This is a genomic window from Microbispora sp. H10830, assembly GCF_014161375.1.
GTDB lineage: Bacteria > Actinomycetota > Actinomycetes > Streptosporangiales > Streptosporangiaceae > Microbispora > Microbispora catharanthi.
On the sequence record NZ_JABBWX010000003.1, the window covers coordinates 218,153 to 233,725 of the forward strand.

Genomic DNA, 15,573 nt, shown 5'->3' on the forward strand with positions numbered 1-15,573 from the left:
CCCCCTACAGCTTGTCGACGACCTGGGCGAGCAGGACGCCCATCCGGGCGGCCGTGGCCCGGCCGACCTCCAGGACCTCCTCGTGGTTGAGCGGCTCGCCCGCCAGGCCCGCGCCGGGGTTGGTGACCAGGGAGATCCCGAGCACCTCCGCCCCGGCCTCCCGGGCGGCGACCGCCTCAAGCACGGTCGACATGCCCACCAGGTCGCCGCCGAGCGTGCGCAGCATGCGGATCTCCGCGGGCGTCTCGTACGTCGGGCCGCGGAAGGCGACGTAGACGCCCTCGGCCAGCGTGGGGTCCACCGCGCGGGCGAGGTCGCGCAGGCGCCTGGAGTACACCTCGGTGAGGTCGATGAACGTCGCGCCCGTGATCGGGTTGTCGCCGGTGAGGTTGATGTGGTCGCTGATCAGGACGGGGTCGCCGACCTTCTGGGTCTCCGGCCGCAGCCCGCCCGCCGCGTTGGTCAGCACCACCGTGCGCACCCCGGCCGCGACGGCCGTGCGCACCCCGTGGACCACCGGCTCCACCCCGCGGCCCTCGTACAAATGCGTACGTCCAAGGAAGATCAGGGCGTTGAGCCCGGCGGCCGTGCGCACCGCGCGCACCGTGCCCGCGTGACCGGCGACCGCCGGAGGGGAGAACCCGGGCAGTTTCGTCACCGCGAGCTCGGCGACCGTCTCGCCGATCGCGTCCGCGGCCGGGACCCAGCCCGAGCCCATGACGAGGGCGACGTCGAAGGAAGGGATGCCGGTGAGGTTCCTCAGCGTGGTCGCGGCCTCGGCCGCCAGGTCATATGGGGTCACTTTGCTGAGGGTACAGAAGAGCATGAACCCGGCCGATAAGAGCCGGGCCCGTGTCAGTCGCCGAGCTTCTTACAGGGACGGGTGCGCAGCGAGGTGACGTAGTCGTCGGGCGCGCCCGCCTTCTCGGCGGCTTCGGCCAGGATGCCGATGTAACGCGCCGACGGCAGCCCGCCCTCATAGGAGTTCAGCACGTACGACCAGGCGAGCACGTCGCCCTCCAGTGTCGCGACGCGGAGCCGGAGCTTCCGGTAGAGGCCGAGGTCGGTGCCGATCCAGCGGTCGAGGGATGCCTCGTCCCACTCCGGCACGTCGTACAGGACGACGAATACCTGCTCGTCGGCGTCCTCGACTATCGTGGCGAGAGCGCCCTCCCAGCTGACGTCCTCGCCGCCGAAGGTGAGCCGCCAGCCCGGGAGCCAGCCCGTTCCTCGCATGGGCGAGTGGGGAGCCCACTCCGCCATCTGCTTGGGGTCCATGTTGCTGCCGTAGGCCGCGTAAACAGGCACGGCACACAAGCCTAAACCAAGATCCCGAAAGTTGGACGGGGAGCGCGCGCACGGGGGTGTGGCGAGAAAAATCCGCGTAGTCAGCCCGTTACGCGCACCTCGCCGGGAATGCGAAGCCAGGATGCGGGACAATGGAGCATGTGACAAGGATCGTGATCATCGGTGGTGGCCCCGGCGGATACGAGGCGGCTCTGGTCGCCGCGCAACTGGGCGCCCAAGTCACCGTCGTGGAGGAGGAAGGACCCGGCGGGGCGTGCGTGCTCACCGACTGCGTGCCGTCCAAGACCCTGATCGCCTCCTCCGTCCGCAAGCAGGCGCTTCTCGACGCGTCGTCGCTGGGGGTCCGCTTCGACGGCGGCCCTGACCACGACGCCGGCGGCGTCGCCGTGGACATGATCGACGTGAACAAGCGCGTCAAGGAGCTCGCGCTGGCGCAGTCGAACGACGTCGCCGCCCGGCTGGCCGCCGAGGGCGTCGAGGTCATCCGCGCCCGGGGCCGTCTGGTCGATCCCCAGGTGGTGCGCGCGGGCGACCGCACGATCCGGGCCGACGTGGTCATCGTGGCGACCGGCGCCCACCCCCGCGTGCTGCCCGGGGCGGAGCCCGACGGCGAGCGCATCCTCAGCTGGCGCCAGCTGTACGACCTGGAGGAGCTGCCCGAGCACCTGATCGTGGTCGGCTCCGGCGTCACCGGCGCCGAGTTCGCCGGCGCCTACCGGTCGCTCGGGTCGGAGGTCACGCTGGTCTCCTCGCGCGACCGGATGATGCCCAACGAGGACGCCGACGCGGCCGAGGTGCTGGAGGAGGTCTACCGGCGCCGCGGCATGAACGTCATGGGCCGCTCGCGCGCCGCCTCGGTCAAGCGCACCGAGCACGGCGTCGTCGTGACCCTGGAGGACGGCCGCACCGCCGAGGGCAGCCACTGCCTCATGACCGTCGGCATGGTCCCCAACACGTCCGGGCTCGGGCTGGAGGACAACGGCGTGCGGCTCGACCGCAACGGCTTCATCGAGGTCGACAAGGTGTCGAGGACCTCCGCGCCCGGCGTGTACGCCGCGGGGGACTGCACCGGCGTCCTGATGCTCGCCTCGGTCGCCGCCATGCAGGGCAGGATCGCGGTCTGGCACGCGCTCGGCGAGGCCGTGCAGCCGATCAGGCTGGCCACGGTCGCCGCCAACATCTTCACCGACCCGGAGATCGCCGCCGTGGGCGTGTCGCAGCGGCAGATCGAGGCGGGCGAGATCGAGGCGAACGTCGTCAAGCTGCCGCTGGCCACCAACGCCCGGGCAAAGATGCAGGGCTTCAACGACGGTTTCGTGAAGCTGTTCTGCCGTCCGAACACCGGCATCGTGCTCGGCGGCGTCGTGGTCGCCCCGCGCGCGTCGGAGCTGATCCTGGCCCTGTCGGTGGCTGTGCAGCACCGCCTGACCGTGGACCAGCTCGCGCACACCTTCGCCGTCTACCCGTCGCTGTCGGGCTCGATCACCGAGGCCGCCCGCCGCCTCATGTCCCCGCTGACCGCCGGGGGCATCTGACCCGCCCCGCTCCACGCCGGGTCAGTCCGCGCACGCCGCGCCCACGGGGACGCGGGCTGCGGCAGCGCGTGGGCTCAGCGCGCGCGCCGGCCAGATCATCGCTCCGACCATGCAGGTCACCAGGGCGAACGCGAACGGGAAGGCGAACGCGCCGGCCAGCCAGCCGATGACGGAAGGCGCCACGAGTCCCGACATCCAGGTGATCGTCGCGACCCCCGCGACGCCCTCCGCGGGGGTCCGGGCGACCTGGCCCGCCGCCGCGAACACCAGGGGCACGACGACGGCGACGCCGGCGCCGAACAACGCGAACCCGGCGATCACCGGTGCGGGAGTGCGGAACGCGACCACCGCCACGCCGCCGAGCACGGCCGTGACGGCCCCCGCGCGCACCGTCGCGACCGGCCCGAGCCTGCGCACCGCGAAGTCTCCGGCGAGTCGCACCGTGACCATGCACGCGGTGAACACGGTGAAGCCCGCCGCGGCGAGGCCCGCGCCCGCCCCGGTCACGTTCGTGAGGTAGATCGCCGCCCACTGGCCGCTGGCCCGCTCCGCGAAGGTGGCGAAGAAGCCGATCAGGCCGATCAGCAGGACGGCCCTCGGCGGCACAGTGAAGCGGGACGGCGGCTTCTCGTCCGGCGCGGGCGTGTCGTCCAGGAGCACACGGCTTCCCACGGCGCCCACGGCGATCAGCGCCGCCGCCATGAGGGTGAGATGTGCGCGCGCGTCCAGGCCCGCCTGCGCCGCGGCGGCCCCGATGCCCGCGCCGCAGAGGTTGCCGACGCTCCACATGCCGTGCAGGCCGGACATGACCGAGCGGCCCAGTCGCCGTTCGACGAGCACGCCCTGGGCGTTCATGGCCAGGTCGCACATGCCGGCGGCGGCGCCGGACAGGAGGAACGCGGGCACCAGCCACAGGGGCCCCGGCGCCAGCACGGGCAGGACCAGTGTCGCGCACCACAGGGCCAGCAGGGTCCGGGTCGTCGCCTTGGCCCCGAAGCGGTAGGCCAGCCGCGCCGTCATCGGCATCGCGAGGAACGAGCCGATCGGCGGGCAGAGCAGGACGAGCCCGAGAGCGGCCGTGCCCAGGCCGAAGTGGTCCTGGAGCCACGGCATCCGGGTGGCGAGGGTGCCCGCCACCGCTCCGTGTACGGCGAAGACGAGGGCTGTGGCCCGTTGATGTCTGTCTCGCATGGAGATAAATTAACAGGCAGGGTTCCTGATAAAAAGAGGGTTTTTCATGAAGACCGCGACACCCCAGCTCGCCCGGGCCATCAACGACCGGCTCGCGCTCGACCTGCTCCTGGAGCGCGGCCCGCTGACCGCGCCGCAACTGCGCGCGCTCACCGGCCTGTCCCGCCCGACCGTGTCGGACCTGATCGAACGCCTCCAGGTCAACGGCCTGATCCAGGTCACGGGGGAGAGCGGCGGCGACCGGCGCGGCCCCAACGCGCGGCTCTACGGGATCGTCGCCGACCGGGCATTCGTGGGCGGGGTGGACGTGCGGCGCGACGTCGTCAACGTCACGGTCGCCGACATCGCCGGCGTCACCATGGGCGAGGCGACGCGGCCGATCGGGGAGAACCTTCCCGCGCTGGTCGCGGAGGCGCTCACCGAGGCGGCCGGCTCACGTCCTCTGCACGCCGTCGTGATCGGTGCGCCCGGCATGGTCGACCCGCAGACCGGAGACCTCGCGGCCGGGAACGCGGAGCCCGCCTGGCGACCCGGGCTCCTCCCGGCTCTGCGCACCCTGGTCGACGCGCCGGTCATCATGGAGAACGAGGTCAACCTGGCCGCCGTCGCCGAGCACGCCACCGGGGCGGCCGCCGGGCGGGACGACTTCGTCCTGCTGTGGCTGGGCGACGGCGTCGGCGCGGCCGTCGTGCTGGACGGCAGGCTCCGGCGGGGCGCATCCGGCGGCGCCGGCGAGATCGGCTTCCTCGGCCGGCTCGACATCAAGGTGTGCGACCTGCTGGGCGCGCAGGCCGTACGCGGACTGGACCTCCCGGCCCTGGCGGAGAGGGTCGCGACGGCCGCCTTCACGCTCGTGGCCGTGCTCGACCCCGGCCTCGTCGTCCTCGGCGGCGCCACCAGCCTGGCGGGCGGCGATCCGCTGGCGGCCCTGGTCGCCGAGCGCCTGGCGGAGGTCTCGCCCGTCCCCGTGCACGTACGCGTGAGCGGCATCCCGGACAATCCCGTCCTGAGGGGCGCGGTCTCCACCGCCCTCTCGATCGCTCGCGACGCCGTCTTCGGGCAGGGCCGCCGGTGAGCTCGCCGAGGTCAGCGGTGGCCGCCCGTGGCGGACAGCCGTGACCTGACCTCGTGCAGCGCCTGCCGTCCCCGTGCGACCGCCGTGGCCGCCGCCCGCAGGTCGTAGGGCGTCTGGGCGACGTTCAGCGCCTGCTTGGCCGCCTCGTACGCGTCGAGTGCCGCGCGCCACTCATGTGTCGGGCCGCTGACCTGGTTGATCTTCATCTCGAAGTCGAGGGCGTCGATCTCCTCGCCGAAGCGGGTCACGTCCTCCTCGGCGGCGTGCCTGGCCACCGCCATCTCGGCCACGAACCGCTCCTTGCGCCGATGCGCGACGCCCCACAGGATCAGCGTCAGGCTCAGGCCGAGTCCGGACACGACGACGAGGATGAGCGCGGGCGACGGGCCCCTCGGGCGGACGGCGTTCGCGGGCACGTCCTGCTCCCAGGAGGTCGTCCTGTCCGCGGCCGGTTCGTCTCCGGCGGCGGCGCCGGGCGCGACGGCGTCGTCGGGGAGGTTGACCGGCGTGCCCCGCGCCCCGGTGAGGTCCACGTCGTCGGCCTGGGTGAAAGAGGCCTTGTCGACGTTCGCCCCGTGGAAGTCCGCACCGTCGAGTTCGGCCTGGGTGAACTCCGCCTCGGACAGGTCGGCGTCCTTCAGCGAGGCGTGCTCCAGATGAGCCTGGCCGAGCTTGGCCTCGCCGAGCTTGGCCCGGGTGAAGTCGGCCTTACGGCCCTTGATCTGCCCGAGCGTGGCGTCCTTCAGGTCGGCGTCCACGAGACTCGCGTCGGTGAGGTCGGCCTGGGTGAGCACGGCCCGGGTGAGGACCGCGCCGGTCAGGTCGGAATGCGGGAACTCGGCCTGCACGGCGTCCGCGTCGGTGAGGACCGCCCCGCGCAGGTTCGCCCGCTTGGCCTGCATCTGGCCGAGGTCGGCCTCGGTGAGGTCGGCGCCGCGCAGGTCGGCGTAGTCGAGATGCGCCTGGCCGAGGTCGGCCTCCTTCAGCGAGGCCTTGCGCAGGACGGCCCCGGTGAGGTCCTTGCCCGTCAGGTCCACCCCGTCCAGCTTCGCGCCGGTGAGGTCGGCGCACCGCATGACGGGGGGGAGGGCGGCGCTGGTGAGGTTCCTGCCGTGCAGATCGACGCCGCTGCCCGGCTTGCAGGGCGCGGCGGCCGCGTGAGCGGCTGTCGCAGGAAGCGACAGGAACGCGAGCGACAGGAACGCGAGCGACAGGAACGGGGCGGCGACGGAGAGGGGGGCGAAGCGACGCACGGGGGCCTCCTGAGGGGAACATCCCGAGTCTCCCACGCGATCTTTAATCGCACTTGCAATCCGCTGACCGGCCCCGCGACGCCGGCTGTGGTGCACGTGGCCGCAACCCGTGGTCGCGGCCCCCGACATGACGAAGGGGCGGACCCCCGGGTCCGCCCCTCGTCGATGCCGTGCAGAAAGCGCTCAGGCGTTACCAGTCGCCGCCGCCGAAGTCTCCTCCGCCGAAGTCGCCGCCACCCCAGTCGCCGCCTCCGCCGAAGTCACCGCCACCTCCACCGAAGTCGCCTCCGCCGCCCCAGTCGCCACCGCCGGACTCCACGCCCGCGGCGTAGCCGGAGTCGTAGCCGGCGCCGTATCCGCCGTGACCCCAGCCGCCGAACGCGTTGCCGAGCATGGTGCCGACGAGCATGCCGGTCAGCAGGTCGCCGCCGCCGAAGCCGCCGTAGTAGCCGTACGCGTAGGGCTGGTAGGCGGGACCGGCGTCCCAGTAGGGCCTGCGGTGGCCGTTCACCATGACCTCGCGCATCTGCGGGTCGAAGCCGCGCTCCACCGCCTCGGCGTCCGCCGCGCAGGCGGGGACGTCGCGCACCGCGCCGCCGGGGGGCGCCCAGCGCACGTTGCGGACCGACGGGCCGTGCTGCGGGTTGAAGAAGCACGGCGGGAGCCGCTCGGGCAGCGGCTGGTTGTTCACGCGCGCCTTCACGCAGGCCAGCGCGTAGCGGCCGTCCTCCAGCGTCGAGGTCACCGTGCGCAGGTCCTCGGGCCGCTTGATCCCGTCCAGCTCGGTCTTGGCCCGCTCGTAGGAGTCGAGCGCGCGCTGCCAGTCGCTCGCCGTCTCGGCCTGCGGGAGCATCTTGACGTCCACGTCGAGCGCGGTGATCTCCTCACCGAACTTCGTGACGTCCTCCTCGACCGTCTGCTTGACGGCGGCGAGCTCGGCGGCCTCACGCTCCTCACGCTTGCGCTTGTTGCGACGTCCGATGATCCACAAACCGGCACCTCCCACAACCGCGATGCCCAGGATGCCGACGAGCACACCCGAACCGCCGCCGCCGCCGACCGTGCTGCCCTTGGCGCGGGCGCCGTTGACGTCGCCCTCGCGCACCAGGTTCACCCGGTTGATGAAGTCCTTCATGCCGGTGACCACGTCGCTGTTGGAGCTGGTGGACAGCCGGGCCAGCACGCCCGGCGCGTTCCTGGGCAGCTCGGTCGACCCCGCGAACAGGCTGTTGCCGTCGAGAAGGGCCACGGTCGCGCTCGACCGGCCGGCCTTGTCGAGCTCCGACAGGAGCTGCGGGATGTAGGTGCTCACCTGGCTCGTGCTCACGGTGCCGTCGGGCATGGCGACCACGTAGATCTTGGACTTCGAGTCCTTCAGCGCCTGGCGGATCTCGTTCTGCTGGCTCGACGAGAGCGGAGACCCGCTCTGGACGAACAGTGGGTCTTTGGCGTTCTTCCAGGACGACAGGACCGTGGTCGGGTCCGGGGGAGCCGCCGCCATTGCGGACGGCGCGAGCGCGAGCAGAGTGATGAGTCCGGCGAGCAGCGCCGCCAGGGCGGCCCCCACCCGGCCGAGCGGTGTCTTCATGGTCACGGCTTCAAGCCTCCTTCGCCCTACAGGACGAACGGCAGGGCGCGATGGTTCCTCCACAAAAACCTATCGTTCCGCACCCGGGTGGCGGCATGCGTCCTCCTGCCGACGAATGACGGTGGCGTCGGCCGCCGAACCGTCCGCCGCGATCTCGCATCGAACCCCTCATGGATCGAAGACGTGATCAAGGAGTTGCCTTGCGAGGCGTTGCGACAACGACGGCACGACCCGTCTCTTTCGGGTGAGGTGGCGGATGCGCGTTTACTTGGGCATCGCCGCCAAGCGGGCCGGTGCGCCGTTGCCTCCCGTGGGGCTCGCCGCGGCCCGGGCCGCGATCGGCCGTGCCTTCCCCGTGCCCTCCGAGACCGTCACCGCGGAGGAGTGGCGGTCCGTCGCGGGCGACGTGGCGCTGCTGTCGTGGTCGAACGAGCCCGGGGACGGCGCCCTGCCTCTCCTGATCAGGGGCGAGCGGGTCACCGGTGTCACCGGTCACCTCGCCGACCCCGCCGATGCCGCACGCCTGTCGGCGGCCGGTCGCCTGGGGGAGACCGCGTGCCGTACGGGCGGCTGCTTCTCGGTGTTCCGCGCGGGGGAGGGCGAGCTGACGGCCGCCACGGGGATGACGGCGGCCTGCCCGGTGTTCCACGCGGAGACTCCGGACGTCCACGTCGTCGGAAACCGGGCGCTGCTGGTTCACTTGGTCGCCCGCGCCGTGGTGACGGGCGCGGCCCGTCCGGCCCTCGCCTGGAACCTCCCGGCGCTGCAGTCCATGGTCCGGATGGGCTACTTCCTGTCCGACGAGACCCCGTTCGACGGGGTGCGGGCGCTGCCGCCGGCCACCGAGATCGGCATCGTGCGGGGGCTGGGGGTGACCGGCGAGACCCCGCCGCCGGAGGCGCGGCCCCGGCCCGGCTCCGCGCGTGGCGTGCGCGCCCAGGCCGACGAGCTCGCCGCGGCGCTGCTGGCCGCCGTGCGGCCGCTGGCGGCCGTTACGGAACCCGTACGGCTGTCGCTCACCGGCGGCAGGGACAGCAGGCTCCTGGCCGCGCTGCTCCATCACGCGGGCATCCCGTTCACCACGGCCACCTCCGGGCGTGAGGGAACCGCCGACGTCGTGCTGGCACGGCGCGTCGCCGCGGCCCTCGGTGTGGAGCACCGGACGGTCGAGCCGAAGCGGTCGGCGGACGCCGCGCACCTGGTCGTCGCCCACCCCAGGGTCCGCGCGCACAACGTCGTGCACGTCTGCGAGGGCATGCTGTCGGCGTACGAGAACGTGCCGGAGGCGGCGGGCTTCGACCCGAGGCCGCGGATGTCCGGGCACGGCGGAGAGGTGCTGCGGGCGGGATTCCTCCACAACCAGGAGGACCTCGCCGTCACCGCCATGCGGCGCAGGATCGAGGGATTGTTCACCAGGAACGCCGACCTGCTGAGCCGGGAGGCCGCGGATCACGCCCGCGATCTGGCGGAGCCGTGGCGGCGGCGCGGGGAGGACGACCCTGCGGGGACGCTCGACCGGCTCTATCTCACCTACCGCGTCGGCCGCTGGCACGCCGCCTCCCGGGCCGCGCTGCTGCGCGGCGGGACGCCGGTTCCGCCGTTCCTCGACAACCTCGTCGTGCGGACCGCGCTGAGCATCGACCCGATGTGGCGGCGTTCCGAGGATGTGGTCCACCGGTGCATCGTGGCCTTCGCGCCCGCGCTGCGGGACGTCCCGATCGAGGGCAGGCCGTGGCGGTTCGCCGCCGAGCCCGCGGGCCGGACGTTGCTGGGCCGCGTCCGGCGTCGCCTGTGGGACGTCCCGTCGCCGGTCGCCGGCGGAGGCGGCCCCAAGCCCTGGAACTGGCGCGTCGACATGCCGGAGGCACTGGCCGCCGAGCTCCGCGCCGGCGTCCTCGCGTCGGACGGGACGGCCGTCACGGACGAGCTGGCGCGGATCGTGGACGAGGCGGCGGTCGCCGGTCTGTTCTCCGGTCTGTCCGCCATGTCCGGGGGGCGGCCGAAGGCGCGGCGGCCCCAGGTGGCGTGGCACCTGTTCACGGTGGCCGCCATGGTGGCCGACGGCTTCTCCGGCTCCGCGCCCCCCGCGGACGCGCCGATGCGGATCGCCGATCCGATGGACGATCACAGGGGCGATGGCCGCGTGCCTTCGAGGGCACGGGCGTGACGCGGGCCTCCACGGCCGGGGTGGAGGCTCAGGCGTCCTTGATCTCGCACAGGACGGCCCCGGCGGTGACCGTCTGGCCGACGGCGGCCGCGAGGCCGGTGATCGTGCCGCCCTTGTGGGCGGTCAGCGGCTGCTCCATCTTCATCGCCTCGAGGACGACGATCGTGTCGCCGGGCTCGACGGTGTCGCCGTCGGCGACGACGACCTTCACGATCGTGCCCTGCATCGGGCTGACGAGGGAGTCGCCGCTCGCCGCGGCCTTCTTGGCGCCGCCCCCGCCGGACCGCCGGGGCGCCGCCTTCCTGGCCGGGGCGGAGCCGGCCGTTCCCAGGCCCGCGGGCAGGACGACCTCCAGGCGCTTGCCGCCGACCTCGACCGTGATGCGTTCGCGCTCGGCGGGCTCGGCCGCCTCCACGGCCCCCTCGTACGGGGGGATCTCGTTGACGAACTCGGTCTCGATCCACCGGGTGTGCACGGAGAACGGCTCGCCGGTGAAGGCGGGGTCGTCCACCACGGCCCGGTGGAACGGCAGCACGGTCGGCATGCCGCCGATCTCGTACTCGGCCAGGGCGCGGCGCGACCGCTCCAGCGCCTGCTCACGGGTCGCGCCGGTGACGATCAACTTGGCCACGAGCGAGTCGAACGCCTGCGGCACGCTCATGCCGGTCTCGTAGCCGCCGTCCAGCCGCACGCCGGGGCCGGACGGGACGCGCATCGACGTGATCGTCCCCGGCGCGGGCAGGAAGTTGCGGCCCGCGTCCTCGGCGTTGATGCGGAACTCGATGGAGTGGCCGCGCAGCACGGGGTCGTCGTAGCCCAGCGGCTCGCCGTCGGCGATGCGGAACATCTCGCGGACCAGGTCGATGCCGGCGACCTCCTCGCTGACCGGGTGCTCGACCTGCAGCCGGGTGTTGACCTCCAGGAAGGAGATCGTGCCGTCCTGGCCGACGAGGAACTCGCAGGTGCCGGCGCCGACGTAGCCCGCCTCGCGCAGGATCGCCTTGGAGGAGGAGTAGAGGAGTTCGAGCTGCTCGTCGGTCAGGAACGGGGCCGGGGCCTCCTCCACCAGCTTCTGGTGCCGGCGCTGGAGCGAGCAGTCGCGGGTGCTGACGACCACGACGTCGCCGTGGGCGTCGGCCAGGCACTGGGTCTCGACGTGACGCGGCCGGTCGAGGTAGCGCTCGACGAAGCACTCCCCGCGCCCGAAGGCGGTGACGGCCTCGCGCACCGCGGACTCGTACAGGTCGGGGATCTCCTCCATGGTGCGGGCCACCTTGAGCCCGCGCCCGCCGCCGCCGAACGCCGCCTTGATCGCGATCGGCAGGCCGTGCTCCGCGGCGAAGGCGACGACCTCGTCCACTCCGGAGACCGGGTCGGGGGTTCCGGCCACGAGCGGGGCGCCCACGCGCTGCGCGATGTGCCGGGCCTGGACCTTGTCGCCGAGCGCGGTGATCGCCGAGGGCGGCGGGCCGATCCAGATCAGGCCGGCGTCGAGCACGGCCTGGGCGAAGCCGGCGTTCTCGGCGAGGAAGCCGTAGCCGGGGTGGACGGCGTCCGCGCCCGTCTTCTTCGCCACCGACAGGATCTTGTCGATGTCGAGGTAGGTCTCGGCCGGGCTCTGCCCGCCGAGCGCGTGCGCCTCGTCGGCCACCCGCACGTGCAGCGCGTCCAGGTCCTGGTCCGCGTAGACCGCGACACTGGACATCCCGGCGTCTGCGCAGGCCCGGGCGATCCGTACGGCGATCTCGCCGCGATTGGCGATCAGGACCTTGTGCACCGCGTCCATCCTTCCGTCGGACCCCTGGGTTACGAGCCTTGGTGGATTTTATGCACCTGGCGACGCTGGACGGCGTCCGCCCCCTTACTGAGTGGGACTGGTGTCGTGCCTCGCCCCCACCCCTCCACGTCCCCATCACCGGTATGCCGGGTTTGAACCGGCATGTTTTGAAGCGGCATCGCCGGTCGGGTTCGTTAGGCTGATCACTTATGCGGGGACCCGGCCTTCTGGCGACCGTGCTGGCGCTGCTTCTCATGGCACCGCCCGCGCCGCCCGCCCAGGCGCGCGCCGCGCCGGTGCGGTGCGTGCCGCGCAAGGGCGGCATGGGGGTGGCCGAGCCGTGGGCGCAGCGCAGGCTCGACCCGAAGCGGTTGTGGCCGCTCACCACGGGTGAGGGGGTCACGGTCGCGGTCATCGACAGCGGGGTGGACCTGACCCATCCCCAGATCCGGGTGGCCAAGGACGTGGACTACACCGGGACGGGACATCGCGACTGTGTCGGCCACGGCACCGCCGTCGCCGGGATCATCGCCGCACAGTACGTGAAGGGCGTCCCCTTCATCGGCGTCGCGCCGGGCGTGCGGCTGATCTCGCTGAAGCAGACGAACGAGGAGAACGGCGACCCGGACACGCTGGCCAGGGCCATCGTGGACGCGGCCGACTTCGGCGCCGACGTGATCAACGTGTCGATCGACGCCCACGACGATCCGAAGCTGAGGCAGGCCGTGGCGTACGCGCTCGGCAAGGACGCGGTGATCGTGGCGGCGGCCGGCAACACGACCGCGGATGACGGCACGCCGGAGGCCTCCTACCCCGCCGCCTACCCGGGGGTGCTCGCCGTGGGGTCGGCCACTCCGGACGGCAGGCGTGCCGACTTCTCCAACACCATCACTCCCGTCTCCGTCCTGGGGCCGGGCCAGGACATCACCTCCACGTGGCCCGGGCGGTCGTACATGAGCGGGCTCGAAGGCACCAGCTTCGCCGCGCCGTACGTCGCGGGGGTGGCGGCGCTGGTGCGCGCCCGCCATCCGGAGCTGAACCAGGAGCGGGTGCGGTGGCGCATCACCGCCACGGCGGACGGCGGCGTGGGGACGGGCACGGGCGCCGGGATGGTGAACCCGATGCTCGCCGTCACCGCGATCCTGCCGCTGGAGGCAGTGGACGCCCCCGTGATCGCGCCGCCGGCGCCGGCCCCGCTGCCGCAGAACGCGGTGAGCAGGGCGGCTCCGGTGGACCGGGAGGCGATCGACCTGGCGCTGGCGATCGCGGCGGCGGCGCTGTGCGGTGTGGGACTGATCGTGGCCGTGCGGGTGTTCGTGCCGATGGGCAGGCGCAGAAGATGGCGCCCCGGCCGCGAGGGTTGACTCGTCGGCTTTGAGTAATTGACGGTTAAATGTTTTGGCCTGCCGGAAACAGCTGCTTTGTGCCGTGTCCTCTTGGTTGAATGATCCTGATCAGGTCACTTCCAGAAAGGACTGAGATGCACCCTTTACGGCCGGGTGATCCCGAGCAGATAGGCGAGTACGCCATCCTGGGACGGCTGGACGAGGGGCCCCGCGGCGACGTCTATGTCGGCAAGGAGACCGGCGACGACGCCCCTGTGCGGGTGATCAAGCTCTTGGCCGCTGAGCCGGGTTCGGGGCAGGCCGTCCTCGACCGGCTCACTGTGGCCACGCGAGTGTCCAGCTCATATGTGGCCCGCACGATCACGGCGGGCCTGTTCGGTGATCGACCGTATGTCGTCAGAGAACACGTCGAGGGGCGCAGCCTGGCCGCCGCCGTGGCGGCCGAGGGCCCGCTCTCGGGGGAGGCGCTCGAACGGGTCGCGGTGGGCGTGCTCACCGCGCTGACCGCCGTGCACCTCGCCGACCTCGCGCACGGCTCGCTCACCCCGCACAACGTCATCGTCGCGGACGACGGCGTCAAGCTGACCGACGTCGCCGTCGGGCCCCCGTCGGGAGAGCCGGCGTACCGGGCTCCGGAGCAGATCAGGGGCGAGCGGTACGACGCGTACGCGGACATGTTCGCCTGGGCCGCCACGGTGGTCTTCGCCGCGACCGGGCGTCCGCCGTTCCCGCAGGAGCCGCAGGCGGTGCTGAACGCGCAGCCCGACCTCGGCGGACTCGAGGAGCGGCTGCGCCAGGTCGTGCTGCCCGCGCTGGCCAAGGAGCCGGGGCAGCGGCCGACCGCCTACACCGCGATGCTGCAACTGCTCGGCGGCGCCGCCGCCGGGGCGCAACCGGCGGCGGGTCCCGGCGCGACGGTGGCGCTGCCCGCGCAGCCGTCGCAGCCGCCGGTCGGGGGAGTCCCCGTTCCGCCGGTCCCGCAGCAGACGTGGGGTCCCGCGCCCGTGCCCCAGGAGCCGCCCACCTCAACCTGGCAGCCGCCCGCCATGCCGCAGGAGCAGCCCCGGCAGCAGACGTGGGGGCCGCCGACCACCCAGGGCCAGGTCGAGACGGCCAAGCGCAGGCCGTTCCCCGTCGGCCTCGCGGCGGCGGTCGGCGCCGTGGTCCTGCTCTCCGGAGTGGGTCTGTGGGGCGCCGGCCACTACGCCGAGGTCCAGCTGTCGCCGGCCGCCGCGGAGCGCGCCGCGGGCCAGCACGGGACCGGTGGGCGTGTGATCGCGGGCGGCGGGGACGTGGGTGGCGGGACCACGGGAGGCGCGACCGGAGGCGGCGGGCAGGCCCCGACGCCGGCGCCGCAGGTGACGGTGCCGTGGGCGCTGACGTCCGACGATCCCGACTCGCCGGTGCAGCCGCTGGTGCTGCCGAGCGAGTGGCCGACGGACGCTCCGGTGACGCCGGAGCTCACCTCGGTCCCGACGCCCGGCCCGATCGTGCCGGTGCCGACGCAGCCGGTGGTTCCGCCGCCGGCGCAGCCCACCGGCCGGACGCAGCCGACGGCGCATGTGACGACCACCGCCACGGTCACCGCGACGCCCAGCCCCACGGCGAGCCCGGTGCCGACGGAGCCGTCTCCCGAGCCCCCGCCCACACAGTCGCCGAGCCCGGTGGCCACGGAGACGCAGGAGACGGTGCCGAGCCAGGAGCCCACGGTGCCCGCCCGGCCGAGCCCCACGCTCTCGCCGGTGCCGACCACCCAGGCGCCGCCCACGCCGGAGCCGTCGCGGACCCCGACGGCTGCGCCGACCCGTACCGCGACGACCCGCCCGACGATCACCAGGACGGCGACGCCCCGCCCGACGATCACCAGGACGACGACTCCGCCGAAGCCGACCGCTACGCCGAAGCCGACGGTCACGCCGAAGCCGACGGTCACGCTGAGGCCCACGGTCACGGCCAAGCCGACGACCGCGGCGCCGAAGCCGACCAGCACCGCCGCTCCGGCGAGGAACCCCTACAGCCCGGCACAGGTCTGCGGGTCGGGCTTCTACGTGCAGCACAGCAGCCCTCTGGCGGCAGGCACCGTCTATCAGCTGTACAACGCGAGCACGGGGGAGAACTGCGTCGTCACCATCAAGACGGCCGACGTCGGCAAGGCGACGCCCGTCTCCGCGACCCTGGAGGTCCAGGGCGGCGGCATGAAGACCGACAGCGGTAACTACGAGTACTACGCCGGCCCGGTGAAGCTGCAGGCCAAGGGCAAGTGCGTCAGGTACTCCGGCCGCGTCGGCTCGGCCGGCGCCAGCTCTGACTGGGGCAACTGCGGCTGACCGATC

The 15,573-nt window shown here is 73.0% G+C and carries 11 protein-coding genes; 5 read left to right on the forward strand and 6 right to left on the reverse strand.

Annotation, left to right across the window (positions count from 1 at the left end; translation table 11 throughout):
* Positions 1-4 precede the first annotated feature (4 nt).
* Entirely contained in the window at positions 5-802 is a 798-nt protein-coding gene (locus tag HHX35_RS10300) for a purine-nucleoside phosphorylase (RefSeq protein WP_396779991.1), read from the reverse strand.
* A gap of 53 nt (positions 803-855) precedes the next feature.
* Positions 856-1,308: a gamma-glutamylcyclotransferase gene (locus HHX35_RS10305; protein WP_139573495.1), complete on the reverse strand. Its 453-nt coding sequence runs from the start codon at positions 1,306-1,308 to the stop codon at positions 856-858.
* Positions 1,309-1,448: 140 nt separating this feature from the next.
* Here HHX35_RS10305 and HHX35_RS10310 point away from each other — a divergent pair, with 140 nt between their 5' ends.
* Positions 1,449-2,843 (forward strand): NAD(P)H-quinone dehydrogenase, encoded by a 1,395-nt coding sequence (locus HHX35_RS10310; RefSeq protein ID WP_182898622.1) that lies wholly within the window; start codon positions 1,449-1,451, stop codon positions 2,841-2,843.
* Positions 2,844-2,864: 21 nt separating this feature from the next.
* Here HHX35_RS10310 and HHX35_RS10315 read toward each other — a convergent pair whose 3' ends face one another.
* Positions 2,865-4,034, reverse strand: a complete 1,170-nt coding sequence (locus HHX35_RS10315) for an MFS transporter (RefSeq protein ID WP_182898623.1) — start codon at positions 4,032-4,034, stop codon at positions 2,865-2,867.
* Between the two features lie 46 nt (positions 4,035-4,080).
* Between HHX35_RS10315 and HHX35_RS10320 the strand changes: the two genes are divergently transcribed.
* Positions 4,081-5,109, forward strand: a complete 1,029-nt coding sequence (locus HHX35_RS10320; RefSeq protein ID WP_182898624.1) for an ROK family transcriptional regulator — start codon at positions 4,081-4,083, stop codon at positions 5,107-5,109.
* Between the two features lie 11 nt (positions 5,110-5,120).
* On the opposite strand, the gene HHX35_RS10325 is transcribed toward HHX35_RS10320, so the two are convergent.
* Together HHX35_RS10325 and HHX35_RS10330 are read right to left on the reverse strand one after the other, a co-directional pair.
* Positions 5,121-6,362, reverse strand: coding sequence for a pentapeptide repeat-containing protein (locus tag HHX35_RS10325; protein WP_182898625.1), 1,242 nt, complete (start codon positions 6,360-6,362; stop codon positions 5,121-5,123).
* A 190-nt stretch (positions 6,363-6,552) separates the two neighbouring features.
* Positions 6,553-7,950: a hypothetical protein gene (locus tag HHX35_RS10330; RefSeq protein WP_220505301.1), complete on the reverse strand. Its 1,398-nt coding sequence runs from the start codon at positions 7,948-7,950 to the stop codon at positions 6,553-6,555.
* 256 nt (positions 7,951-8,206) lie between these two features.
* Between HHX35_RS10330 and HHX35_RS10335 the strand changes: the two genes are divergently transcribed.
* Complete coding sequence (locus HHX35_RS10335) at positions 8,207-10,117, forward strand: asparagine synthase-related protein (protein ID WP_182898627.1); 1,911 nt, start codon at positions 8,207-8,209, stop codon at positions 10,115-10,117.
* 28 nt (positions 10,118-10,145) lie between these two features.
* Here the strand turns inward: HHX35_RS10335 and HHX35_RS10340 are convergent, their stop codons facing one another.
* Positions 10,146-11,894 (reverse strand): biotin carboxylase N-terminal domain-containing protein, encoded by a 1,749-nt coding sequence (locus tag HHX35_RS10340; protein ID WP_182898628.1) that lies wholly within the window; start codon positions 11,892-11,894, stop codon positions 10,146-10,148.
* A gap of 209 nt (positions 11,895-12,103) precedes the next feature.
* Between HHX35_RS10340 and mycP the strand changes: the two genes are divergently transcribed.
* A complete protein-coding gene (mycP, locus tag HHX35_RS10345; RefSeq protein WP_182898629.1) occupies positions 12,104-13,258 on the forward strand; it encodes a type VII secretion-associated serine protease mycosin in 1,155 nt (384 codons plus the stop codon).
* Positions 13,259-13,374: 116 nt separating this feature from the next.
* Positions 13,375-15,567, forward strand: coding sequence for a serine/threonine-protein kinase (locus tag HHX35_RS10350; protein WP_182898630.1), 2,193 nt, complete (start codon positions 13,375-13,377; stop codon positions 15,565-15,567).
* Positions 15,568-15,573 lie beyond the last annotated feature (6 nt).